This is a genomic window from Bacillus paralicheniformis, from assembly GCF_001042485.2.
In the GTDB taxonomy this organism is placed as follows: domain Bacteria; phylum Bacillota; class Bacilli; order Bacillales; family Bacillaceae; genus Bacillus; species Bacillus paralicheniformis.
This window is the reverse complement of sequence record NZ_LBMN02000035.1, coordinates 370496-394426: the sequence shown is the minus strand read 5'-3', so window position 1 is coordinate 394426 and position 23931 is coordinate 370496. Positions and strand designations below refer to the sequence as shown.

The following is a 23931-nucleotide window of genomic DNA, read 5'->3' as shown; positions in this document are numbered from 1 at the left end:
CATCAAATGGACATTTTCTTAGCGATTTTACCAGCGATTTTCTGGGGAAGCATTGTGCTCTTTAATGTAAAGCTTGGGGGCGGACCGTACAGCCAGGTGCTCGGTACGACATTCGGCGCTTTAATTTTTTCAATCGGAATCTACTTCGTCGTCCAGCCTGAATTATCCCCCCGTATATTTGCCGTCGGCGTCGTCTCCGGACTATTTTGGGCGCTCGGTCAGACCAATCAGCTGAAAAGCATCAAGTTGATCGGCGTGTCTAAAACGATGCCGATCTCAACAGGACTTCAGCTTGTATCCACTTCTTTGTTCGGCGTGCTTGTTTTTCGCGAGTGGGCGACGACAATCTCGATTGTTCTCGGGATTCTGGCGCTGATTTTCATCATCGTGGGAATCGTGCTGACATCGCTGGAAGACCGCAGCCAAAAATCGGAGGAAAAAACCGGCGACATGAAAAAGGGAATCGTGATTTTGCTGATTTCCACATTCGGCTATCTCGTGTATGTCGTCGTCGTACGGCTTTTCGATGTCAGTGGCTGGGCGGCTCTTTTTCCTCAGGCTATCGGCATGGTAGCCGGTGGCTTGATCTTGACATTCAGGCATAAGCCGTTTAATTTTTACGTCATCAAAAATATCATTCCGGGTTTAATCTGGGCAGCCGGAAACATGTTTTTATTCATTTCCCAGCCGCGGGTCGGCGTAGCGACCAGTTTTTCGCTATCGCAGATGGGAATCGTCATCTCAACGCTCGGCGGCATTATTTTGCTCGGCGAAAAGAAAACGAAGCGGCAGCTGATCGGTATCGCCATCGGCATTATATTAATCGTCGCAGCCGGCGTTTTGCTGGGCATTGCAAAAGCTTAAAGGACGGCTTCTAAAGCCGTCCTTAAGCTTTTTGACAAAATCCCAAAACGATATTTAGTTTTGGGATTTTGTCATCCTTTCAGCGTGATTGAAAACCCTTGCAGTCTAGGAAGACCGAGCATCGGAAGCTGACTTTCACAGGATGTGATGACGGCGGCGTTCAGGCAGGACGCCTGGGCGGTTAGCCGCCGATCCTTCTCCTATTCGTGAGCACCGACGCACAGGCCTGACAACGAATGCGAGGGTTTGTCGACACGCTGAAGGACGGCTTCTCAAGCCGTCCTTTAATATGTGACAATGCCCTTAAGCGGCAGGTGGTCGGAAGCGTTCGGATCAACGGCGACAACTTCAGCCGCTGACACATGAAAAGACCGGCTGAGGAAGATGTAGTCCAAGCGTCGTCTCGGGCGGTGCGAAGGGTGGGTGAACCCCTGTCCGTATTGTCTTTCATCCCACAGGTCGGCCAGTTTTTCCGCGACCTTTTTCCACCCCCGTGAATGAGGTTTCATATTAAAGTCTCCCATGACGATCACAGGCAGATCACTCTCTTGAACCCTCTCGATTAAAAAATCCGTCTGCTTGCCGTGAAGCCACGGATTCAGGCTCAAATGCGTAACAAAAACGCGAAGGAGCCGATCACCGATCCGGACATCAGCCTCAAGAAGAGACCTTCCTTCGATCAGCCCTTTGACAAAGTTGAATGAATGATGCCGTTCTTTCACAATCGGAAAACGCGTTAAGAGAGCGTTCCCGTATTGCCTGTTCACTGAAGAATCACCGGAACTCAATGAAAGGGAGGGGCAGTACGCATAGTGCATGTTCAATTGTTCTGCTAACGAGCCGATTTGGTCTTCGTAATCGCTTCTATTGGAGAAATGCTGATCTACTTCATTAAGGCCGACGATGTCGCAGCCGCTCTCGGCGATCACACCGGCTGTTCTCTCTAAATCAACGCGACGGTCCCTTCCTTTTCCATGATGAATATTAAATGTCATGATGCCAAATTTCATAATCAACCCGCCTCTTCTTTAAGCTAAGCATATTGTACCTCCGGAACGATTAAAATATTTCTGCTGTCGGCGGAGCGAGATTAGGTTAAAATGACATTATGATATAAAGAGGAGTGTTCCTTGATGACAAATAGCAGAACGAATCCAAAGGTTGATGAATTTTTAAGCAAAGCCGAGAAGTGGAAGGGAGAGTTTGAGAAGCTGCGTCAAATCGTTCTTGACTGTGAGCTGAACGAAGATTTCAAGTGGAAGCATCCTTGCTATACGTTCGAGAATAAAAACATCGTATTAATCCATGGATTTAAAGAATATTGTGCGCTCTTGTTTCATAAAGGCGCCTTGTTAAAGGACCCCAACGGGATTCTTATCCAGCAGACGGAGAATGTACAAGCCGCGCGGCAGATTCGATTCACCAATGTACAAGAAATAGCTGAAATGGAAACCATCTTGAAAGCTTACATCAATGAAGCGATTGAAGTGGAAAAAGCCGGTCTTGAAGTAGAGTTTAAAAAGGCTGCGGAATATACGATTCCAGAAGAGCTTCAAAAAAAATTCGCTGAAATCCCAGCTTTAAAAACGGCGTTTGAAGAATTGACGCCGGGACGGCAAAGAGCATATATTCTTTATTTTTCTAAACCAAAACAATCCAAAACCCGAGAATCGAGGATTGAAAAATATACAAAGCAAATTCTTGATGGAAAGGGATTGAATGACTAGTCTATTTCGCAACTACCGTTTTCATGAGAGAGGCGAATCATAACCATATGGCCGAAGAAGCGGTGAATTGATTAGTGAAGGGCCGCTCAATTTTTCGAATGGCACGAGATCCATACCTTGATGATCACCGCTTGATTATATAAAAAGACATTTATATAATAGAGGCAATATACCGGCTGCAAAGCGCCTGAGATTGGAGGGAATGTCATGACCGTACAAACGAAGCTTGATTCGAAAAGCACGGTGAGCTGCATGAAGATATTGAACGATTCGACCCGGCTCTTGATCCTGAAACTGCTTCAGGAGAAACCTTATTGCGTCTGCCAGCTTGTCGATATGTTTGAAACAAGCCAGCCCGCCATCAGCCAGCATTTACGAAAGCTGAAAAGTGCAAATATGATCAAGGAAGAAAGAAGGGAGCAATGGCGCTTTTATTCGCTTCATGACAACTTTCCGGAACGCGAATTGGTCCTTGCCATTCTCAATCAGATCGATGAACACGATGAGGTTCTTCAAACCGTTAAAAGAAAAGAAAGACCCGTTTCGTGCCAATAAAAAAGCAGAGGGAGGACGGTTCCCTCTTTTTCATTTCACTTTTTATATAAGCATTGACTTATATAACGATTTTATTATAAGATGTGTCCGGAGAGGAAACCTATGAAGGAGGCGTACACGCGATGACGACAGTCTTAGCCATTTTGATTTTTCTGCTGACCCTCACGCTTGTCATTTGGCAGCCGAAAAATCTATCCATCGGCTGGTCGGCCTGCGGAGGTGCGGTGCTGGCTTTAATTGCCGGGGTCGTCAATTTTCAGGATGTATTAGATGTGACGGGAATCGTATGGAATGCGACTTTGGCTTTTGTCGCGATCATCATCATCTCCCTGATTCTTGATGAAATCGGATTTTTCGAGTGGGCCGCCCTGCACATGGCCAAGGCAGCGAAAGGAAACGGCATTCGGATGTTCGTCTATGTCTCCCTGCTGGGAGCCATAGTAGCCGCGCTGTTTGCCAATGACGGAGCTGCTTTAATTTTGACGCCGATTGTGCTTGCCATGGTACGCGCGTTACATTTTCAAGAAAAGCTCGTTTTTCCTTTTATTATCGCAAGCGGATTTATCGCGGATACAACATCGCTGCCGCTTGTTGTCAGCAACCTTGTCAATATTGTCTCAGCAGACTTTTTCAACATCGGATTTATCGAATATGCGACAAGAATGATTGTTCCAAACCTGTTTTCGCTTATTGCAAGCATCATCGTGCTTTTTTTGTTTTTCAAAAAAAGCATTCCGCGGCATTATGACATGACAAATGTAAAACAGCCGGCGGAAGCGATTAAAGACAGGAAAATATTCCGCTTATCATGGCTCATATTAGCCGTTCTGTTGGCCGGTTACTTTATGAGCGAACTGTTTTCAATCCCCGTCTCAATCATCGCAGGTGTGATCGCCGTCATTTTCTTAATTACAGCGAAAAACAGCCCCGCGGTACAAACGAAGAAAGTGCTGAAGGGAGCGCCTTGGGCGATTGTTTTCTTTTCACTAGGGATGTATGTCGTGGTATATGGTTTAAGAAATGCCGGCTTAACAGATATTCTCTCACAGGTCATCCAGACCGTCAGTGATCAAGGGCTGTTTGCCGGAACAATCGGAATGGGCTTTATTGCAGCCACCCTGTCTTCATTCATGAATAATATGCCGACGGTGATGATTGATGCGCTTGCGATTCACAATACCGACACACACGGGATTCTCAGAGAAGCGCTGATTTACGCCAATGTCATCGGCTCTGATCTCGGTCCGAAAATCACGCCGATCGGCTCCTTGGCGACGCTATTGTGGCTTCACGTCCTTTCACTGAAAGGCGTAAAGATTTCTTGGGGAACCTATTTTAAAACAGGTGTCATTTTGACCATTCCAACCCTGTTCATCACGCTTGCCGGACTTTATGTGTGGCTGTTGATCATCCATTAAACATGATAGGAGACGACGACAAATGTCAAAAAAGACCATCTATTTTTTGTGCACAGGCAACTCTTGCCGCAGCCAAATGGCTGAGGGCTGGGCGAAGAAACACCTCGGAGACGAGTGGAACGTCTACAGTGCAGGGATTGAAGCGCACGGTTTAAACCCGAACGCGGTCAAAGCCATGCGAGAAGCAGGCATCGATATTTCTGAGCAGACGTCCGATATCATTGATCCCGATATCTTACACAACGCAGACCTCGTCATTACGCTGTGCGGGGACGCGGCTGATAAATGCCCGATGACACCGCCGCACGTCCAGCGCGAGCATTGGGGTTTTGACGATCCCGCCAAAGCAGAAGGGACAGAAGAAGAAAAATGGGCATTCTTTCAGCGTGTACGCGATGAAATTGGAGAGCGGGTCAAGCGTTTTGCGGAGACAGGCGAATAAATACAAAGCTCAGGTATTGTTACCTGAGCTTTGTATTTTTTAGAAACATCTATTTTTGATAAAGAAAGAACGTACCAAAAGGCATGCGGCCGTTCATGTAAAAATTCAAAAATCAATTTACCGAGAAATTCTGTAAGATCCATTGCCAGAGGCTGAATGAGTACCAAGGGATTCCCGGCAAACACTAAAAAATCCCCAGGCCGGGGATTTTTCACTTTAATAAGAAAAGATGACCTGAAAGACTCGTTTTAAATGTTAATTGTTTTCTTTACCTAAAACTGCTGGAGAAGTGCATGACATTCTGACATTTAATTCAGGGTCCATTTTTTGAGTTAATGGTATTGAGCCCGGCTCACGAATAAGAGACAGCAGAGAATCGACCATTTTGTGAGCCAATTGATCGATTGGAACCCCTACGCTCGTCAGCGGGGTTTCAAGGCTTGCCATTTGAGGAATATTATCATAAGAAATTAAAGATAGGTCTTCGGGTATGCTGAGCTGTTGTTCCTTTACGGCTCGTAAAATCCCTACACTGATATCGTAGCTTCCGCTAATAATAGCTGTAGGTTTTGAGGTTTGTTGTAACAGTTTTTTCGCAGCGGTGTAACCGTTATACCAGCTTAACCCATTAGTATTTAAAATACTGTTTCGACTTAACTTTAAACCGGCTTCCATCATAACCTCTTCAAACCCTTTGCTTTTTTCAATCTGACGCTTATCGGCAGGGGAAAGGTCTCCGACGTAGCTAATGTTTTTGTGGCCAAGTTGATACAGATACGCAACGGCTTTGTAAATTGCTTTTTTATGATTGACATCGATAATAGGATGTGTATGTTCACCTGACACTCCGTAAGATAAGATAGGAATTGTTAATCCAGTATCATCACTGAGCTGAGTTTCGCCGCCTTCTTCAAAAATCATGATCCCATCCACGCGAAAACTCTTGAACAATTCCACTGCCTCTTTAGCTCTGTTAACGGATAAAATCATTGAATAGCTGTTCTTTTCGACCACTTCATTTATTTTTGTAACAAGTGCCGATAAAGCGATTCTTTCAATTGTAGGCCAGACAAGACCGATCGTTTGACTTTTTTTAGATGCCAAGCTTCTCGCTGCAAAATTCGGAGTATACCCTAATTGTTCGGCAACTTGCAAGACCTTTTTCTTTGTATCCGGTTTTACAAGAGGGCTGTTTCTTAAAGCCTTTGAGACTGTTGAATAGCTTACTCCGGAAGCGTGGGCGATGTCTTTAATTGTTACAGTCATTTTGGACCTCCAAAAAATCCTTAAAAATATAATATTGCAAATTTTCGAAAATAATTTTATGATAATAAATAACAACGTTGTTATTATAAATGATACATCATAAAATAACAATCATATACATCTTCCAAATAAAATAACAACGTTGTTAAAGGAGTTTTTCGGATGATGAAGCAACGTTTATTTTTAACAACGTTGTTAAACTTATCGTAAAGGAGGGGAAGTGTGAGAAAGACGATCATCTAATGTCTTGCACCACTAAAATATTACACAAATTGTTACTGAACATCATCGGAAACGGTATTCAGGGGATAAACCGAAACATACAATGCAAAAATTTTACTTATTCGTTCACTATTTGAGCGAAATTGTAAACGCTATCAAAAAAATATGACGATGAAAGAAATCATGAATCGCAATCAATCATTGCTTAGAAAGCAACGGTCATGAGATTCAAGGAGGGTAGTTCATGAGAAAAATGCTATCCGTGTTTTTTGTATGCGCTTTAATCTTTGGGATGCTTACGGGATGTAAAAGCAGCGATGTAATAGGCGCCGATAAAACCGTAACGTTACGGCTTGCTCACAACCATAATGAGGAGCACCCCATCCACAAGTCTTTACTCAAATTTTCAAAAGACGTAGAAAAGAAAACCAATGGCACCGTTAAAGTACAATTGTATCCAAATGCTCAGCTCGGTTCAGAGCGTGAAGTGATTGAATTGACACAAACCGGGGCTGTCGATCTGGCTAAAGTAAGTGCGAGCGCTTTAGAAAGTTTTTCAGAGGTCTACTCCATCTTCAGCCTGCCTTATTTATTTGACAGCAAACATCATTTCTATGAAGCCATGGACAGTGATATTGCAAAAGAAATGTATGATACAACGAAAAACATAGGTTTTATTGGATTAACCTACTATGATGCCGGTTCACGGAACTTTTACACAAAGAACAAACCGATTATGCACCCAAATGACCTTAAAGGTTTAAAAATTCGGGTGCAGCCGAGTGCTACAGCGATTCGAATGGTGGAACTCATGGGTGGAGCACCTACTCCAATGGCTTATGGAGAAGTGTATACAGCATTGCAGTCAAGTGTAATCGATGGCACCGAAAACAACGAAATGGCTTTAACAAGCAGCAATCACGGGGAAGTGGCAAAAGAATATTCATACTCAGAACATGCGATCGTTCCGGATATTTTAATCATGAATTTGGACAAAAAGGATCAATTAAGCGAAGAGCAGCAGCATGCGGTGATCGAAGCGGCGAAAGAATCTACTGAGTATCACAAAATCGTTTGGGCTGAAGAAACTGAAAATGCGGTTAAGAAGGCAAAGGAAATGGGAGTGAAGTTCCACAAACCAGACAAGACTCCATTCCGGGAAGCGGTAAGCCCGCTTCATGATGAGTTTGCCAAAAAAGAATTGATCGGAAAATACTATAGGAAAATTGTGCGAAAGCTAAAAAAGTAAAATGACTCTGGATGAATGAGGGACTCGAATATGTTTCGATAAGGGGGGATGTATATGCTAGCTTTAAAAAAAGCAGTGAATAAAGCGATTGAATGTTTGACTTGCACACTAATGGCCATCATGGTTTTGGTTGCGATATGGCAAGTATTTACGCGATATGTACTAAATTCTCCCAGTACGTTTTCAGAAGAATTTTTACGCTATTCACTGATATGGATCTCTATGTTGGGCGGTGCCTATGCATTTTGGAAAAAAAAGCACTTGGCGATTGAATTTATCGTTCGAAAACTTCCAATAAAAGCAGCTGTTTTCGTTCATACTTTCATTCAGATTCTTTTGATTGCTTTTGCTCTGATTGTGTTGGTCTTAGGAGGTTCGAAAGCAGTGATCACCACAATGGAGCAATCTTCAGCAGCATTAGGGATACCGGTGGGATTTGTTTATCTATCACTTCCTGTTGCAGGCATACTCATCATTGGATACAACTTGGCCGGTTTATATGAATCTTTACATGAATTCAATTCAAAACAAAAGTCAGGTGATGATGTAAAAAAAGCAGCAAAGATGTGACTGAGGCTTTTTGAAAACTAAAAAAGAGGTGAAATGATATGGCCATAGCAGCAGGTCTCATTTTATCGGCAGTATTCTTCATATTGTTGTTTCTCGGCGTTCCGATTTCTGTAAGTATTGCGGCGGCATCCATTGTAACAATGCTTACCATTTTTCCTTTTGATGTTGCCATTTTCACTTCGGCGCAAAAAATGGTCACTGGAATCGACAGCTTTGCTTTATTAGCGGTACCGTTCTTCATTTTATCAGGCATTATTATGAATAATGGCGGTATTGCAATGCGGCTCATTAACTTCGCAAAATTGATCAGCGGCAGGCTGCCCGGTTCTCTGGCCCATACAAATGTTGTCGGAAACATGTTATTCGGTTCCATTTCCGGTTCGTCTGTAGCTGCGGCGGCGGCAATCGGCGGGGTCATGTCGCCGCTGCAAGAAAAAGAAGGATATGACCGGACTTACTCTGCCGCAGTAAATATTGCTTCTGCACCAACTGGTTTGCTTATTCCGCCTAGCGGTCTTTTGATCATTTTCTCATTAGTCAGCGGCGGAACATCTGTAGCCGCTTTATTTATGGCGGGCTATTTGCCCGGAATCTTGTGGGGGCTGGCTACGATGGTTGTCGCCTGTATGATTGCAAAAAAGAAAAAGTACCCTGTTGCGCCAAAAATTACGATTAGTCAAGGTTTTAAAGTGCTGCTCGATGCGATTCCAAGCCTGTTGCTCATTGTAATCGTAATCGGGGGTATTATCGCCGGTGTTTTTACAGCAACTGAAGGAGCGGCAATAGCGGTGGCTTATTCCTTATTGTTATCGCACTTTTATAGGACATTGAAATGGAAACAGCTCCCCCAAATGCTGCTGGAAACGGTAGAAATCACAGCCGTTATTATGTTTTTGGTTGGGACATCAACGATGCTCTCATTGGTCATGGCGTTTACAGGCATACCGACGGCAATCAGCAATGGAATTCTAGGGATTACAGATAACCCAATTTTGATCTTGCTGTTGATGAATATCATCTTATTAATAATCGGTACATTTATGGACATCACTCCGGCTGTATTAATTTTCACTCCAATCTTTCTGCCAATTGTTCAAAGCTTTGGCATGGATCCCGTGCATTTTGGAATTATGATTGTATTTAACCTTTGTATCGGCAATATCACTCCTCCTGTGGGAAGTGCTCTGTTTGTGGGCTGCAGCATAGGTAAAGTTGATATTGACCGAGTGGTTAAACCGATTCTGCCATTTTATGCTGCGATCATGATCGTCCTTTTAATTGTTACCTACATTCCACAAATCAGCTTAATGCTGCCTCAATTATTTGGACTTTAAGACAGGAGGCGTCTATTTAATGTCAATTAAAGAAACCTACATGTTTACATTTATGAAAGAAGAGAAAAATGTGCTGCATTTTCATTTAAATGACGGTCATGCACATGCGAAAATATTCATTCTTGAAGAAGATGTAATTCGGATTTTACTGACTGAGGGAGAAGCGTTAACGCTTGAAAAAACGTGGAGTGTCGCGCCTGGACAGATCGATGTGCCATGGGAGGGACGCCATCGTTTAGACATGAGCGGATTTACATTGCCTCAATACGAATTCCAGCAAGTCAAAGATGTTTTTATCGTGAAAACCGGTAAGGTCAAGCTTCATGTTCAATTGAACGGCTTTAGAATCAGCTGGTTTTATCACAATGGTTCTGAATGGATCAATGTTGCAAACGATCGGCAAACACAAGGGTATAATTTTGAAGGGGCTTTTGGAAAGGACGTATACCATTATTTACAACGCGATGTCCAGGAACAATATTTTGGATTTGGCGAGAAAACGGGAAACGTCGATAAACACGGGAAACGCTACCGGATGTTAAATATCGATGCGATGGGGTACGACGCAGAGTGGTCAGATCCGCTATACAAACATATCCCATTCTATATTACACGTCATAAGAAAACAGGCATCTCCTATGGAATGTTCTATGATAATCTATCAGCTTCCATTTTTGATATGGGTTCAGAGCTTGATAACTATCATGGACTGTACCGCTATTATCAGGCTGAAAAGGGGGATTTAGACTACTACTTCATAGCCGGTCCGAAAATAAAAGATGTAGTCGAAACATTCTCTTGGCTGACAGGCAAAACGATCTTGCCGCCAAAATGGAGCCTGGGCTATTCAGGCTCTACGATGAGCTATACCGATGCGCCAAATGCACAGGAACAATTAAAAAACTTCGTTCGTCTTTGTGAAGAACATGATATGTTATGCGATTCGTTTCAATTATCGTCAGGATACACATCTATCGGTGACAAACGTTATGTCTTTAACTGGGATGAGAGCAAAATCCCTGCTCCAAAAGAGATGGTGCAACACTTCCATGAGAAGGACGTCCGTTTATGCGCCAACATTAAACCGTGTTTGCTAAAGGATCATCCGTACTTTGATGAACTACAAGAAAAAGACATGTTCATTGTAAACGGAGAAACACAAAAACCGGAAATGGCCCAATTTTGGGATGATATCGGAGCTTATTTAGACTTCACGAAGCGCCAAACGTTCGACTGGTGGAAGGCTCAAATAACAGAAAAGCTGTTGGAATACGGAATTGATTCAACTTGGAACGATAATAACGAGTTTGAAATATGGAGTCAAAACGCCAAGTGTCACGGCTTCGGCAAAGAAGTGGAGTTTGAACTGATCCGCGCGCTTCATCCGCTTTTGATGATGAAAGCGTCTTTCGAAGCTCAGCTAGAATACAACCCGGAATTACGCCCGTACCTGATCTCAAGATCCGGATGTCCCGGCATGCACCGTTATGCACAAACTTGGACCGGTGACAACCGAACAAGCTGGAAAACATTAAAATTTAACATTAAAACAGGCATCGGTCTAAGTTTATCAGGCATTTACAATTTCGGCCATGATGTCGGCGGATTTTCAGGACCGGCCCCTGAACCGGAGCTATTCGTAAGATGGATTCAAAACGGCATCATGCATCCGAGATTTACCATTCATTCGTGGAACGATGACGGGACAGTTAATGAACCATGGATGTTTCCTGAAACAATCGATGAAATCCGTGAACTCATTAAGTTTAGACATAAGATCATCCCTTACATTTACACCGCGCTATATGATGCGCACGAACATTATCAGCCGATCATTCGACCGACATTTTATGATTTTGAACATGATGAGAAAACATTTGAAGAGAACGATGAATTTATACTTGGTGAATCTTTGCTGGTTGCATCTGTCGTCGAAAAAGGAATGACGGAGCGGGAGGTATATTTACCGAACCATGGAAAAGGCTGGTATGATTTCCATACGGGAACATGGTATGAAGGAGGGAAGACAGTCGTTCTGCCGGCACCATTACATTATACTCCGCTATTAGCGAAAGCGGGAGCGATCGTTCCGGTAAATGATGCGGAAGTGACATTCCAAACAAAGAACCAAGATGAAAGAGGATTTTTGTTATTCCCATTCAAAGGAAAAGGAAAATCGACTTATCGTTTGTATGAAGATGATGGGTTAACAAATGAATATACTCGTACATTTGCCTTTATACATGTCGATATGGAGACAACAGAAGACGGGATCAATCTTTCAATACAAAAGGAAGGAACATACGAGTTATCGTATGATCAACTCACTTTTCACGTACCAAATGGAGAAAAGAGAAAACTGATCGTAAATGGCACAGAGCTGGAAAGCAATAACGGAGCGTTTTCTTACAGTTTGCCGTATGATTAAAAGATTAAGGCCACATGATGATGATGTTTCCATTAATCGAGCAAGAATCTTTGTCCGCGGTTACATCCCGGCCAGCTGAATTTTGTCATCTAGCACGACACATGAATCATGATCATGAAAATTTATGTAAGCGGATACTAATCGGCAAATTCTTTTGAAAAAAACCGCTCCAATATATTGTTATTGTCATGCGAAATGATGATATCGAATGTTAAATAATAAGAGGGAAGAGGATGGGAGAACCATGCAAATGACGTTTCGATGGTATGGAGACAGCGACCCGGTCACATTAGAGTATATTCGCCAAATTCCCGGCGTTACTGGAATTGTTTCGGCCATTTATGATATTCCTGTAGGGGAAGCATGGCCTTATGAGAAAATTGTAGAGTTAAAAGAAAAAATTGAAAATCATGGTCTATCGTTAAGTGTCATTGAAAGTGTACCTGTCCATGAAGATATTAAATTAGGTCTTCCGACAAGAGATCAATATATTGAAAACTATAAAACGACGATACGCAACTTGGCAAAAGCGGGAGTTAAAATCGTTTGTTACAATTTCATGCCTGTATTTGACTGGACTCGTTCTTCTTTAGACTATGCACTAGAAGACGGTTCTACAGCATTAATTTATGAAGAAGAAAAAGTTAGACAAATGAATCCATTACATGGTGAACTAAAACTTCCCGGTTGGGACACAAGCTATGAAGATGGACAGCTAAAGAATCTTTTTCAACAATATCAGCACATTACGGAAGAGGATTTATGGGAAAATCTTTCGTATTTTATTAAAGCGGTTATACCGGCGGCAGAAAATGAACAAGTCAAAATGGCGATTCACCCGGATGATCCGCCATGGCCTATCTTTGGACTGCCTCGAATCATAACGAACAAAGAGAATTTGGAGCGATTGATTAATCTCTATGACAGCTCCTTTAACGGTTTGTGTTTATGCAGCGGGTCACTGGGTGTGAATTCAACAAATGATATTCCGGAATTGATTCGTTATTTCGGAAAAAAAGGAAAAGTCAACTTTGTGCACCTGAGAAACATTAAGATCATTGGAGAAAAGTCATTTCAAGAATCCTCCCACCGTTCAGAAGACGGTTCTTTAGATATGTATGAAATCGTAAGAGCATTAAGAGATATAGATTTTGCCGGACCAGCCAGACCGGATCATGGAAGAATGATTTGGGGAGAGGCCGGTAAACCGGGTTATGGTTTATATGACCGTGCGCTGGGTGCAGTGTATTTAAATGGAATGTGGGAAACATTGACGAAAGAAAAGAAGCGGATAGCCTTTGAATGCAATAAATGAACAAGCACTAACTAAAATGCAGAGACGAGGGATGAATGTGCAGATTCCTTTTCATGTCAACTTGAAAGATAAGGTGGCTGTAGTGACAGGTGGAGGCGGCATTTTATGCAGCTGTTTCGCTAAAGCAATAGCTCAATGCGGTGCAAAAGTAGCAGTAGTCAGCCGAAGAGCTGAATCGGCAGACAGAGTAGCGAAAGAGATCCAAGAAAACGGAGGCGAAGCACTTGCCGTTACAGCAAACGTCCTTGATAAACAAAGCCTTGAACAAGCGAAACAACTCATTAACAGAACATTCGGCAGATGCAATATCCTAATTAACGGTGCAGGCGGCAACCATCCAAAGGGAACAACAGATAAAGAATATTTTTATAAAAAGGACTTGAATACTAAAGAATTGACTACGTTTTTTGATTTAGAAATAGAGGGTGTAAGGTCTGTATTTGATGTAAACTTTCTTGGCACACTGTTAACCACTCAAGTATTTGCAAAAGACATGGCTGATCACGACGGAAATGTGATCGTTAACATCTCATCCATGAACGCCTATACGCCGCTGACGAAAATTCCCGCCTACAGCGGTGCAAAAGCGGCCGTCAGTAACTTTACCCAATGGCTTGCTGTGCATATGTCAAAAGTCGGAATTCGTGTCAATGCCATTGCCCCAGGCTTTTTTCTTACCGCCCAAAATAGGAGCCTATTGCTCAATGAAGACGGAACATATACGGAGCGAGCACAAAAAATTATCAACCAGACGCCGTTGGATAGATTTGGGGTTCCGGAAGATCTAATCGGAACGTTATTATGGTTGGTAAGCGATAAAGCCTCGCGATTTGTCACTGGAACCATCATACCGGTCGATGGAGGATTCTCCGCCTATTCTGGAGTATAACTAAGAGGATTTGCTCCAAAAAGCTGATTTTCAACACTGAAAAAATCCCAATTTCTCTGTGCCACATTGAGAAATTGGGATTTATTAATTCAATTTTTCCTTTTTACAGGCAAGAAGATAAACAACATTTTTGTATGATCTGCCATGCAGGAAACAGGAGGTTTTCTGCTGCTACGTAATACAAAACCATCGAAAATAATATGCATTGTTTTGTGATGGTTTGACAACAGTACTATAACTGTTTATATTGTATATATACAGTTATAACGAATAGAGGGATGTCATGCATTGAATATCATCATTTCAAATTCATCGGATGAACCGATTTATTTGCAGATCGTCAACCAATTAAAAGATCAAATCGTCAAGGGAGAACTCTCGGAGTCAGAGGCGCTCCCATCGATCAGAAACCTGGCCAAAGAGCTTAAAATCAGCGTAATTACAACAAAAAGAGCCTATGACGAACTGGAGAGAGAAGGGTTTATCGTCACAGTCGCGGGAAAGGGCTCGTATGTCGCAGCGATCAACAAAGACGTGCTTCGAGAAACAAAAGTCAAATTGATCGAAGAACACATAGCAGAAGCCGTCACTGAAGCGAAACAAATCGGCTTTACATACGAGGAACTTCAAGAGATGCTCAAACTGGTTTATGAGGAGTGGTAAAAATGACCAGCATACTGGAATTAAAAAATGTATCAAAACATTATCAAGATTTCTCTTTAAAAAACATCAACTTCTCGCTTGAAAAAGGATATATTATGGGCTTTATCGGCCCGAACGGAGCCGGAAAAAGCACGACCATCAAGCTGATCATGAACCTGATCAAAAAAGACGAAGGAGACATCAGCATTTTCGGTCTCGACAATGAAAAGCACAATATCGAAATCAAGCAGAGGATCGGCTTTGTATACGATGAAAATCATTTTTACGAAGAACTGACACCGAACGAAATGAAAGGAATCATCAGACCGTTTTACAAAAAGTGGGATGAGGCTGTTTTTCAGCGGTACGCAAAAGACTTCCAGCTCCCTTTAAACAGGCAGATCAAAAACTTGTCAAAAGGAATGAAGATGAAATTCTCACTGGCGGTCGCGCTTTCCCATCATGCCGAATTATTGATCATGGATGAACCGACATCAGGACTCGATCCTCTTGTCAGATCGGAGCTCCTCGACGTGCTGCAAACATTGCTGCAGGATGAAAACAAGTCGATTTTCTTTTCGACGCATATTACCTCTGATTTAGAAAAAGTAGCGGACTATATCACTTTCATTCATAACGGCCGGCTCGTGCTGAGCAAAACAAAGGATGAGCTGTTGGAGGAGTACTGCATTGTAAAAGGAGACCTCGATACGCTGCATAAAGGAAACGAAGACGCCTTAATCGGCATTAAGAAAAACAGCTATGGCTTCGAAGCGCTCTCCAAAGATAAGCGGGGAGTCGTTCAGCATTTCGGGGATTCGGTCATGATCGAAAAACCGACTTTGGAGGATATTTTGGTATTTTCAACCGGCAGGAGTGATCAACATGTATCATCTTATTAAAAAGGATATTTTAATGCAGAAAAGAGCAATGAAACTATCGCTGTTATTGATGATATTTTTTACTTTTACATTGTCACAGCTTGAGCTCGTCGGATATACAGTGGCGGTTTTGGCTGTCACATATCAGCTGGCATTAGGCGCAAGCTCCTTAGAAGACAAAAACAACAGTGATAAAATCCTGATCAGCTTGCCCATTAAAAGAAACATCATCGTCTTATCAAAATATGTATCGGTTTATGTCTATGCGGCTTATGCCATTCTCTTCTATTCTTTGATCAATGCAATCGGACATATGCTGCACTTGCCGCTTGATTTCCCATTGACACTTTCAGGCGTCATGGGTGCTGTTGTGGCTGTCACATTATTTAGCTCGATCTCATTTCCTCTGATTTTTAAGTATGGCTATTTGAAGTCCAAAATGGCCAATATCATCATATTTTTCGTCATTATATTTGGAGGGACGGCCTTTTTTAAATTTATAAATGCGGGGGAAAACCTTGCACTAAGCCAAAAATTAACGGCTTTTCTGAGTGAAATGTCAAATGCGGGCACATTCATCCTTTTAGTTGGCGTACTGCTCGTGATGATTTCTGTTTCATATGCGATATCGCTCAGCTTTTATAATAAAAGAGAATTTTAGTTTAAGGATCAGCGGGAGGAGCTTTCGCTGATCCTTTTTTCGTTGCTTAGAACCGTACGGCTGTTTTACTTTCCTCCCACTATCATCTATTATAAAAAATTCCTATAAAAGAAAAATTTCCGTGTTGATAAAAGCATTTTTTCCGGAAGTTTCGGTAAAAAACGAAACTTTTGACCCTTTTATTTCACTGTATAATGTAAACGGTTACGTTTGTAGTATACTTATACTATCATTTCTTTTTAGGGAAGGATAGAAAAACAGGTGAGAGAGATATGAATACAAGGCAAAAAGACATTCTGAATCTGTTGTTATCTGAACCTGAAGACTATTTAGTCGTACAAGATTTCGCAGACAGGGTAAAGTGTTCTGAAAAAACGATCAGAAATGATCTAAAAACGATTGAAGATTATCTCAATCAGCACTCTGATGCTCAATTGATTCGCAAACCGGGACTGGGCGTTTATTTGAATATTGAAGATCATGAAAGGGTCCGTTTAAGCCGGCAGTTATATACCGAACATCACGCCGCACAGCAGCAATCCGATGAAGAAAGGATGCTGCAAATCGCTTATCAGTTATTAATGAATCCAAAGCCGGTTTCTGCAAAAGAAATGGCTGCCGAGCACTTCTTGAATAAGTCTTCCATTAAAAGGGATTTGAATCAAATCGAAGTTTGGCTCCAGCGGTTTGGCCTCACTCTTGTGTCCAAGCAGCGCCTCGGTTTAAAGATCGAAGGAAGTGAAAAAAATAAGAGAAAAGCGCTGGCGCGCATCTCGGAGTTGATTGATAACCCGGAGTTTACAAGCCGATTTATTAAAAGCCAATTTTTAAGCCATGAAGTGGAATTTGTTAAAAGCGAAATCAGATCATTGCAAAAGCGACATTCTTTATATTTCACTGATGAAACGTTCGAAAATTTACTGTTGCATACACTGCTGATGATTCGCCGCATCAAAATGAAACAGCCGATTACCATTTCTCCGGAAGAAATAGATGCAGTCAAAAAGAAAAAAGAATTTCAGTGGACGTTTGCTTGTTTAAAACGGCTGGAAGCTGTTTTTGCGATCCGCTTTCCTGAAGAAGAGGCCGTCTATTTAACATTGCATATATTAGGCGGCAAAGTTCGTTATCCATTTGGGAAAGAAGGGGAGAACGGACTGGAAAACCCTTTGCTTCCAAAGGTTGTCGAATATTTAATCCGGCGTGTCTCAGAGTTGAAAATGATGGATTTCCGCGAGGACCGGGTTTTGATTAACGGATTGAAAATTCACCTTAATACCGTTTTAAACCGGCTGAGCTATGACCTTTCCGTATCAAATCCGATGCTCAACGATATCAAAAAAATGTACCCATATCTGTTTCATATTGTCATTGATGTTCTTGAAGACATCAACCAAACGTTTTCACTTTCAATTCCCGAGGAAGAAGCCGCCTATCTGACATTGCATTTCCAAGCGGCGATCGAGCGCTTCAGCTATGGAAAAGACAAGCATAAAAAAGCGATCATTGTCTGTCATATGGGCATCGGGATGTCACAACTGCTGCGGACAAAAATTGAACGGAAATTCTACCAAATTGCCGTGATGGACTGCATCGCAAAAGCTGATTTGGCGGACTATACTGCACGACATGAAGATATCGATCTTGTCATATCAACGGTCAGCCTGGAGGATTTATCAATTCCCCATATCGTTGTATCTCCGCTGCTCGAGTCGGCCGATGAGAAAAAGCTCAGCGCTTTTATGGATCAGCTCGGTGAATCGTCCCGGCAAATACAAAAAACGTTTAAAGTGCTGAATGACACGACTCCTTTCCTCGTCTTCCTGCAGCAAGAATCAGAACACCGCTACAAGCTGATTGAACAGCTGGCGATGGCTTTATACGAGAAAGGCTATGTAGAAAAAGAATATGCTGTACAGGCAGTCATGAGAGAAAAAATGTCGGCGACAAACATCGGAGCGGGCATCGCCATTCCTCACGCGAACGCCAAATTGATTAAACAATCAGCCATTGCGATCGCCACATTAAAAGAGCCGCTTGACTGGGGCTCTGAAAAAGTATCGCTCGTCTTTATGCTGGCTGTCAAACACGAGGATCAAAACATGACAAAACAATTGTTTCAAGAGCTGTCCAGCTTAAGCGAGCAGCCGGCTTTCATCCAAAAGCTGACGAAAGAAACAAATGTGATGAAATTTTTATCTTATTTGGATTATTAAAGGCGGGGTTCTGACCTTCATCAACATTCAAGAAAAGATCGATATACAGACAACAGAATGGGATAGGTGAGCAGTTCTGCTTTATCCTATTCTTTTTTTATTGCAAGCCCAACAACAAAGGGTTATGTTGTCCATAAAATTAGATTTTTCAATGTGTAATTAAAATATATTCTTTGGAGAAAGGCTTTATTAAAGTATCAACTTTGTTTTTAGTTAGAGGGAAGAACTTCATTTTCGCTTAACATCTTCAATGCGATTCTATGTTTTTTGTTAAATTGCTGCGGATGTTTTTTGATTTAACTGTTTTATTTGGGCTCTCCGGGCTTCAACTTTTCTGTTCTTACGTAGTACTTCTTGAGAAACTTTCCAGCATCTTTTCCAGTTACAATGGGGCTGCCTCTCATTTCCGCATCCGTATAGTTACCTCTTTATGAAGAGAGTATCAATAACGTTCCTACAATTTAAGAATTTTAACTATGAGATAAGTATTTTAAAAGAGAAATGAGCATATGAATTGAATGTTTTTCAAAATGAATGAATAGTTCTGATCTTTATAAAAAACACAAACCATTACATCGGGAAAATTTACTCAAATTTTGGACTTTTTATGTAAAACGAAAAGGCAACGTGTTAGAGTTAGGCATAATGAGAAATTTTAAAGCCGATAATTACTATAAAGTTATTTATTTTCCAATAATATAAAAATTTATTATTCCAGGGTTGCATCAAATATGCACCTAGAATCAATTGCTTAATGGGGGGAACTTGATGTACAACAAGAAAAATGTTTTTGATATTGTGATGTACATTATTTTCTGTCTGATCAGTCTTTATTTAGTATCAAAAACTGATTTTGGCACTGGAGTATTAGTGTTTATTGCAATTTTATACCTCGCTGTAATTGCTTATAAAGTTAAGCAATTATTTAGTAATTCTAATTCGTAAGGTGTAACACGAGGAGGATATTAGTGAACAAGGACTAGCACGCCTGCACGTATAGATTTACCCAATAGCTAATGTTGCCGAAATCGCTTTGCCTCTGTTTAGAGACAAAGTGATTTTCAATTTCACTCAAAAGCAAAACCCCTCTCAAATTTATTCATTTTAATCAACCATATTTATTTTTAATCACGGTTATTTAGAGTTATTACTATAGTGTCTAGGCGAAAATACGTTTTTTAATGCACTTATTATTCCTGGCACAAGAAAGAAGACGCCAAAAAAGACAGTAAGTAAATTTAATTGTGGTGTTTCATAAAAAGTAAACCATTCTTTAAAAATTGACGATTCCGTAATTCTCCCAAATAGTGTTCCATCAATCTCTCTATAATTAGGTATCCATCCTGTTGTTTCAAATGTAATAAAAATTATCTGTGACAATAAAAATACACCAATTTGAGAAACCCAATATTTTTTAAAAAATGGAACCCTTTTTTGCTTTTCAGCCAACGAATATTCCTCCCCGCATTAGATGCCATTTTATATTGATATACGGAAAATTAAAGAATAAGTTTCAATATTTAATCCTCTCGACATGATAGGAGGAAATACTTTCTTTTTTACATTTCACTCAAAAGCAAAACCCCTCAAGAAAGGGATCTTGGTTTTTGAATAAAAGAGTGATTTTACATAAATATTTGATTCTTTTCTACTTTAAAATCGCGAAGATCATAGTTTTTCATTGTAGTGGAAACATCTTCGTGTTCAGCAAGGGATTTGCTGACAAGTTCAACCTTGATTTTCTTGATTTCGAGATATCCTTCATTAAAAAGGAATGTCCTCACTTTACACCTCTTCGAAAAATTTCAGTCCCCAATTGTTGCAATACGGCACATTTTCACAATCAGTCCCAAGTGTTACAAGTCGCCCCTTATTGCAGTCCGGTTTTTTTAAAAAAGCCGGTTTTTCCGGAACATGCGGTAAAAAACAACGCTTTTACACACACGTTTTTATTATAAAGTAATGACAAGAGCTGCTCACTACTTTAGTTTCAGAAGGAGGATTCGCATGAAACTGTTAGCGATTACATCATGTCCAAACGGAATTGCCCACACGTATATGGCTGCGGAAAATTTGCAAAAAGCGGCCGATCGAATGGGCGTTCAAATGAAAGTCGAAACACAAGGCGGCATCGGGGTGGAAAATGAGCTGACCGAGCAGGAAATCCGCGAGGCAGACGCGATTATCATAGCCGCAGACCGCTCGGTCAACAAAGACCGTTTTATCGGGAAAAAACTTCTGGCTGTCGGTGTTCAGGAAGGCATCCGAAAACCGGAAGAATTAATACAAAAAGCGATCAGCGGCGATATACCTGTCTATCGGCCGGCTGCGAAAACGGAAGCCTCAGCTCAAACTGAGAAAAAACAAAATCCGATTTACCGGCATTTAATGAACGGTGTATCATTTATGGTTCCTTTCATCGTCGTCGGCGGATTATTGATTGCGGTCGCACTGACGCTTGGAGGTGAAAAAACGCCGAAAGGGTTAGTGATTCCTGATGAATCTTTTTGGAAAACGATTGAGCAAATCGGGGCTGCCTCATTCTCATTCATGATCCCGATTTTAGCCGGTTATATTGCCTACAGCATCGCCGATAAACCGGGGCTTGTGCCAGGGATGATCGGCGGATACATCGCAGCGACAGGAAGCTTTTACGGCAGCGGAAGCGGTGCGGGGTTCCTCGGCGGCATTATCGCGGGCTTTTTAGCCGGATATGCGGCGCTGGCCATCAAAAAATTAAAAGTGCCAAAAGCCATTCAGCCGATCATGCCGATCATCATCATACCGGTGGTTTCCTCGCTTATTGTCGGCTTGGCATTCGTATTGCTGATCGGCGCGCCTGTCGCGCAAATCTTTGAATCTTTGACGGTTTGGCTGGCTGGTATGCAGGGCTCAAGTTCGATTCTTTTGGCATTAATTTTAGGGGCGATGATTTCGTTTGATATGGGCGGCCCCGTCAATAAAGTGGCATTCCTGTTTGGTTCGGCCATGATCGGTGAAGGAAACTATGAAATTATGGGTCCGATCGCCGTCGCCATTTGTATTCCTCCGATCGGGCTTGGCATCGCAACGTTTTTAGGAAAAAGAAAATTTCAGGCGCAAGAAAGAGAAATGGGAAAAGCAGCATTTACAATGGGGTTATTCGGTATTACTGAAGGTGCCATACCGTTTGCTGCACAGGATCCGCTTCGCGTCATACCAAGTATTATGGCGGGTTCAATGACTGGTTCTGTGATCGCCATGATCGGTAATGTAGGGGACAGAGTCGCCCACGGCGGACCGATTGTAGCAGTGCTTGGCGCTGTCGATCATGTGTTGATGTTCTTCATCGCCGTTATTGCCGGATCCCTGGTCACCGCTCTTTTGGTCAATGTACTCAAAAAAGAGGTCGCAGCCGCTCCTGCAGGGGCAAGTGAGACTGCTGCAGTTCATGACATTCCGCAGCCGAACATCGAAATAAAAGCGGAAAGCAAAAAATCCGAAATACCGGAAATTAAAAAGCTCACAGACATCATTGATACAGATTTGATCGAACCTCATTTATCAGGGGATACGAGAGACGACATTATCGATGAAATGATTCAAAAATTGTCCCGTAAAGGTGCACTGCATTCGGAAAGCGAATTTAAACAAGCGATCATGAACCGCGAATTAGAGGGGACAACGGCAATCGGCATGAACATCGCGATCCCGCACGGGAAGTCTGACGCCGTCAAGAAGCCGAGTGTAGCATTCGGCATCAAACGTTCGGGCGTCGACTGGAAGAGTCTTGACGGAACTGACGCCAAACTGATCTTTATGATCGCCGTCCCGAAAGAAAGCGGGGGAAACGAGCATCTGAAGCTTCTGCAAATGCTCTCCCGAAAACTGATGGATGACACCTACAGGGACAAGCTTCTCTCTGCTCAAACAAAAGTAGAAGCATACAAACTTCTGGATGAAATCATCTAAAAAAGGAGGATGCCCGTCATGACTGAACCATTATTTTTCGAGCCTGTTTTTAAAGAAAGAATTTGGGGCGGCACAGCTTTAGCCTCTTTCGGCTACGAGATTCCATCCGAACAAACGGGGGAGTGCTGGGCTTTCGCCGCCCATCAAAATGGGCAAAGCGTCGTGAAAAACGGCATGTATAAAGGGCTCACACTCAGCGAATTATGGAATGAACATCGCCATTTATTCGGACATATAAAGGGAGACCGCTTTCCTCTTCTGACAAAAATTTTGGACGCCGACCAAGACCTATCCGTACAAGTGCATCCAAACGATGAATATGCAAAACTGCACGAAGACGGGGAGCTTGGAAAAACGGAATGCTGGTATATCATGGATTGCAACGAAGATGCGGAGATCATTTACGGCCACCATGCCAAAACGCGGGAAGAACTGGTCTCAATGATCGAACACGGGAAATGGAACGAGCTCTTGCGCCGCGTCAAAGTGAAGCCGGGAGATTTCTTCTATGTGCCGAGCGGAACCGTCCATGCGATCGGAAAAGGTATTTTGATTTTGGAGACGCAGCAGAATTCAGACACAACCTACAGACTATATGATTATGACAGAAAAGATGCTGAAGGAAACCTGCGCGAGCTCCATTTGCAAAAAAGCATAGAAGTGATCGACGTCCCGTCTTCGCCTGGCCGCGAAGATGTTCAATATGAAACATCGGGTAATGTCAAGACTGCCGCACTGATTGAGTGTCCTTATTTCTCAGTAGCAAAATGGGATGTAAAAGGATCAGCCTGGTTCAAACAGGATAAACCGTTTCTTCTTGTCAGCGTCATAGAAGGGGAAGGGCAGATCAATGCGTCTTGCGGCAACGACTTTTCTTTTAAAAAAGGAGATCACATGCTGCTGCCTGCGGGCTTTGGAGAATTTACAATCGCCGGCCGTGCAGAATGTATCGTCTCAAGCCTGTCAAATGAATAAGCCATCAACGGTCACTTTCTAAACAGACCATCAAAACGATGGTCTGTTTTATTTTTTCAAAAAAGCATGCCGGCTTGCCAAAACGCGTTCGCCACAAGGCGGACAATGCATATTCCCAAGCTTTCACAAGTAAAATAGAGTAAACCAAAAAAACATTTGGAAATCTTCCAATTATTTGATAAGCTGATATTAAAAGCTTCATAACTTACACATCAGCTGCACTGCCCGGAGCTTTTCGCGGAACAGTTGCTTCATGAAACAAAAAAGCGGGGCTGTGTTCCGGCGACAGGCAGAAGAAAAGCCTGCTAAATGACCGAAACAACCGT

The 23931-nt window shown here is 42.2% G+C and carries 21 protein-coding genes and 1 pseudogene; 18 read left to right on the top strand and 4 right to left on the bottom strand.

The annotated features are described in order from the left end of the window. Positions 1-6 precede the first annotated feature (6 nt). The gene (locus ACH97_RS18790; protein WP_020451679.1) at positions 7-864 is read left to right on the top strand and encodes a RhaT/GlcU family sugar-proton symporter; all 858 of its coding nucleotides are present in this window, start codon (positions 7-9) and stop codon (positions 862-864) included. A gap of 284 nt (positions 865-1148) precedes the next feature. On the opposite strand, the gene ACH97_RS18785 is transcribed toward ACH97_RS18790, so the two are convergent. Next, positions 1149-1874 carry an endonuclease/exonuclease/phosphatase family protein gene (locus tag ACH97_RS18785; RefSeq protein WP_020451678.1) on the bottom strand — a complete coding sequence of 242 codons (726 nt, stop codon included), beginning with the start codon at positions 1872-1874 and terminating at the stop codon, positions 1149-1151. Between the two features lie 123 nt (positions 1875-1997). On the opposite strand from ACH97_RS18785, the gene ACH97_RS18780 reads away from it, so the two are divergent. The 4 genes from ACH97_RS18780 (at position 1998) to arsC (ending at position 5006) form a co-directional block, all read left to right on the top strand. Further along, the gene (locus tag ACH97_RS18780; protein WP_020451677.1) at positions 1998-2591 is read left to right on the top strand and encodes a YdeI/OmpD-associated family protein; all 594 of its coding nucleotides are present in this window, start codon (positions 1998-2000) and stop codon (positions 2589-2591) included. Between the two features lie 207 nt (positions 2592-2798). Further along, a complete protein-coding gene (locus ACH97_RS18775) occupies positions 2799-3146 on the top strand; it encodes an ArsR/SmtB family transcription factor (protein ID WP_020451676.1) in 348 nt (115 codons plus the stop codon). Between the two features lie 122 nt (positions 3147-3268). Further along, on the top strand, positions 3269-4564 hold the full coding sequence (locus ACH97_RS18770) for an arsenical efflux pump membrane protein ArsB (RefSeq protein WP_041817211.1): 1296 nt from the start codon (positions 3269-3271) through the stop codon (positions 4562-4564). Positions 4565-4586: 22 nt separating this feature from the next. After that, positions 4587-5006 carry an arsenate reductase (thioredoxin) gene (arsC, locus tag ACH97_RS18765; RefSeq protein ID WP_020451674.1) on the top strand — a complete coding sequence of 140 codons (420 nt, stop codon included), beginning with the start codon at positions 4587-4589 and terminating at the stop codon, positions 5004-5006. 255 nt (positions 5007-5261) lie between these two features. Here the strand turns inward: arsC and ACH97_RS18760 are convergent, their stop codons facing one another. Further along, the gene (locus ACH97_RS18760; RefSeq protein ID WP_050820881.1) at positions 5262-6272 is read right to left on the bottom strand and encodes a LacI family DNA-binding transcriptional regulator; all 1011 of its coding nucleotides are present in this window, start codon (positions 6270-6272) and stop codon (positions 5262-5264) included. A gap of 466 nt (positions 6273-6738) precedes the next feature. On the opposite strand from ACH97_RS18760, the gene ACH97_RS18755 reads away from it, so the two are divergent. The 11 genes from ACH97_RS18755 (at position 6739) to ACH97_RS23525 (ending at position 19624) form a co-directional block, all read left to right on the top strand. Continuing rightward, positions 6739-7743 (top strand): TRAP transporter substrate-binding protein, encoded by a 1005-nt coding sequence (locus ACH97_RS18755; RefSeq protein ID WP_025810020.1) that lies wholly within the window; start codon positions 6739-6741, stop codon positions 7741-7743. Positions 7744-7797: 54 nt separating this feature from the next. Next, the gene (locus ACH97_RS18750) at positions 7798-8313 is read left to right on the top strand and encodes a TRAP transporter small permease (RefSeq protein ID WP_023857529.1); all 516 of its coding nucleotides are present in this window, start codon (positions 7798-7800) and stop codon (positions 8311-8313) included. 38 nt (positions 8314-8351) lie between these two features. After that, on the top strand, positions 8352-9647 hold the full coding sequence (locus ACH97_RS18745) for a TRAP transporter large permease (protein ID WP_048350226.1): 1296 nt from the start codon (positions 8352-8354) through the stop codon (positions 9645-9647). Positions 9648-9666: 19 nt separating this feature from the next. Then, positions 9667-12075: a glycoside hydrolase family 31 protein gene (locus ACH97_RS18740; RefSeq protein ID WP_048350225.1), complete on the top strand. Its 2409-nt coding sequence runs from the start codon at positions 9667-9669 to the stop codon at positions 12073-12075. 244 nt (positions 12076-12319) lie between these two features. Next, complete coding sequence (gene uxuA, locus ACH97_RS18735) at positions 12320-13390, top strand: mannonate dehydratase (RefSeq protein WP_035338683.1); 1071 nt, start codon at positions 12320-12322, stop codon at positions 13388-13390. Between the two features lie 16 nt (positions 13391-13406). Next, complete coding sequence (locus ACH97_RS18730; RefSeq protein ID WP_373926113.1) at positions 13407-14279, top strand: SDR family oxidoreductase; 873 nt, start codon at positions 13407-13409, stop codon at positions 14277-14279. A 288-nt stretch (positions 14280-14567) separates the two neighbouring features. Then, positions 14568-14942: a GntR family transcriptional regulator gene (locus tag ACH97_RS18725; protein ID WP_020451666.1), complete on the top strand. Its 375-nt coding sequence runs from the start codon at positions 14568-14570 to the stop codon at positions 14940-14942. Positions 14943-14944: 2 nt separating this feature from the next. Continuing rightward, positions 14945-15823, top strand: coding sequence for an ABC transporter ATP-binding protein (locus ACH97_RS18720; RefSeq protein ID WP_035338678.1), 879 nt, complete (start codon positions 14945-14947; stop codon positions 15821-15823). After that, positions 15807-16463 carry an ABC-2 transporter permease gene (locus ACH97_RS18715; RefSeq protein ID WP_023857535.1) on the top strand — a complete coding sequence of 219 codons (657 nt, stop codon included), beginning with the start codon at positions 15807-15809 and terminating at the stop codon, positions 16461-16463. The genes ACH97_RS18720 and ACH97_RS18715 overlap by 17 nt, the downstream gene beginning before the upstream one ends. A 272-nt stretch (positions 16464-16735) precedes the next feature. Then, positions 16736-18679: a mannose transport/utilization transcriptional regulator ManR gene (manR, locus tag ACH97_RS18710; RefSeq protein ID WP_039072749.1), complete on the top strand. Its 1944-nt coding sequence runs from the start codon at positions 16736-16738 to the stop codon at positions 18677-18679. Between the two features lie 768 nt (positions 18680-19447). After that, the gene (locus ACH97_RS23525; RefSeq protein ID WP_039072748.1) at positions 19448-19624 is read left to right on the top strand and encodes a hypothetical protein; all 177 of its coding nucleotides are present in this window, start codon (positions 19448-19450) and stop codon (positions 19622-19624) included. A 189-nt stretch (positions 19625-19813) separates the two neighbouring features. Here ACH97_RS23525 and ACH97_RS18705 read toward each other — a convergent pair whose 3' ends face one another. Both ACH97_RS18705 and ACH97_RS23520 read right to left on the bottom strand, forming a co-directional pair. After that, a complete protein-coding gene (locus ACH97_RS18705; RefSeq protein ID WP_039072747.1) occupies positions 19814-20128 on the bottom strand; it encodes a YfzA family protein in 315 nt (104 codons plus the stop codon). A gap of 176 nt (positions 20129-20304) precedes the next feature. Further along, a pseudogene (locus ACH97_RS23520) lies at positions 20305-20433 on the bottom strand (tyrosine-type recombinase/integrase); the annotation flags it as partial. 253 nt (positions 20434-20686) lie between these two features. Between ACH97_RS23520 and ACH97_RS18700 the strand changes: the two are divergent. Both ACH97_RS18700 and manA read left to right on the top strand, forming a co-directional pair. Continuing rightward, on the top strand, positions 20687-22630 hold the full coding sequence (locus tag ACH97_RS18700) for a PTS fructose transporter subunit IIABC (protein WP_023857540.1): 1944 nt from the start codon (positions 20687-20689) through the stop codon (positions 22628-22630). An 18-nt stretch (positions 22631-22648) separates the two neighbouring features. After that, entirely contained in the window at positions 22649-23605 is a 957-nt protein-coding gene (gene manA / locus ACH97_RS18695; RefSeq protein WP_023857541.1) for a mannose-6-phosphate isomerase, class I, read from the top strand. Positions 23606-23931 lie beyond the last annotated feature (326 nt).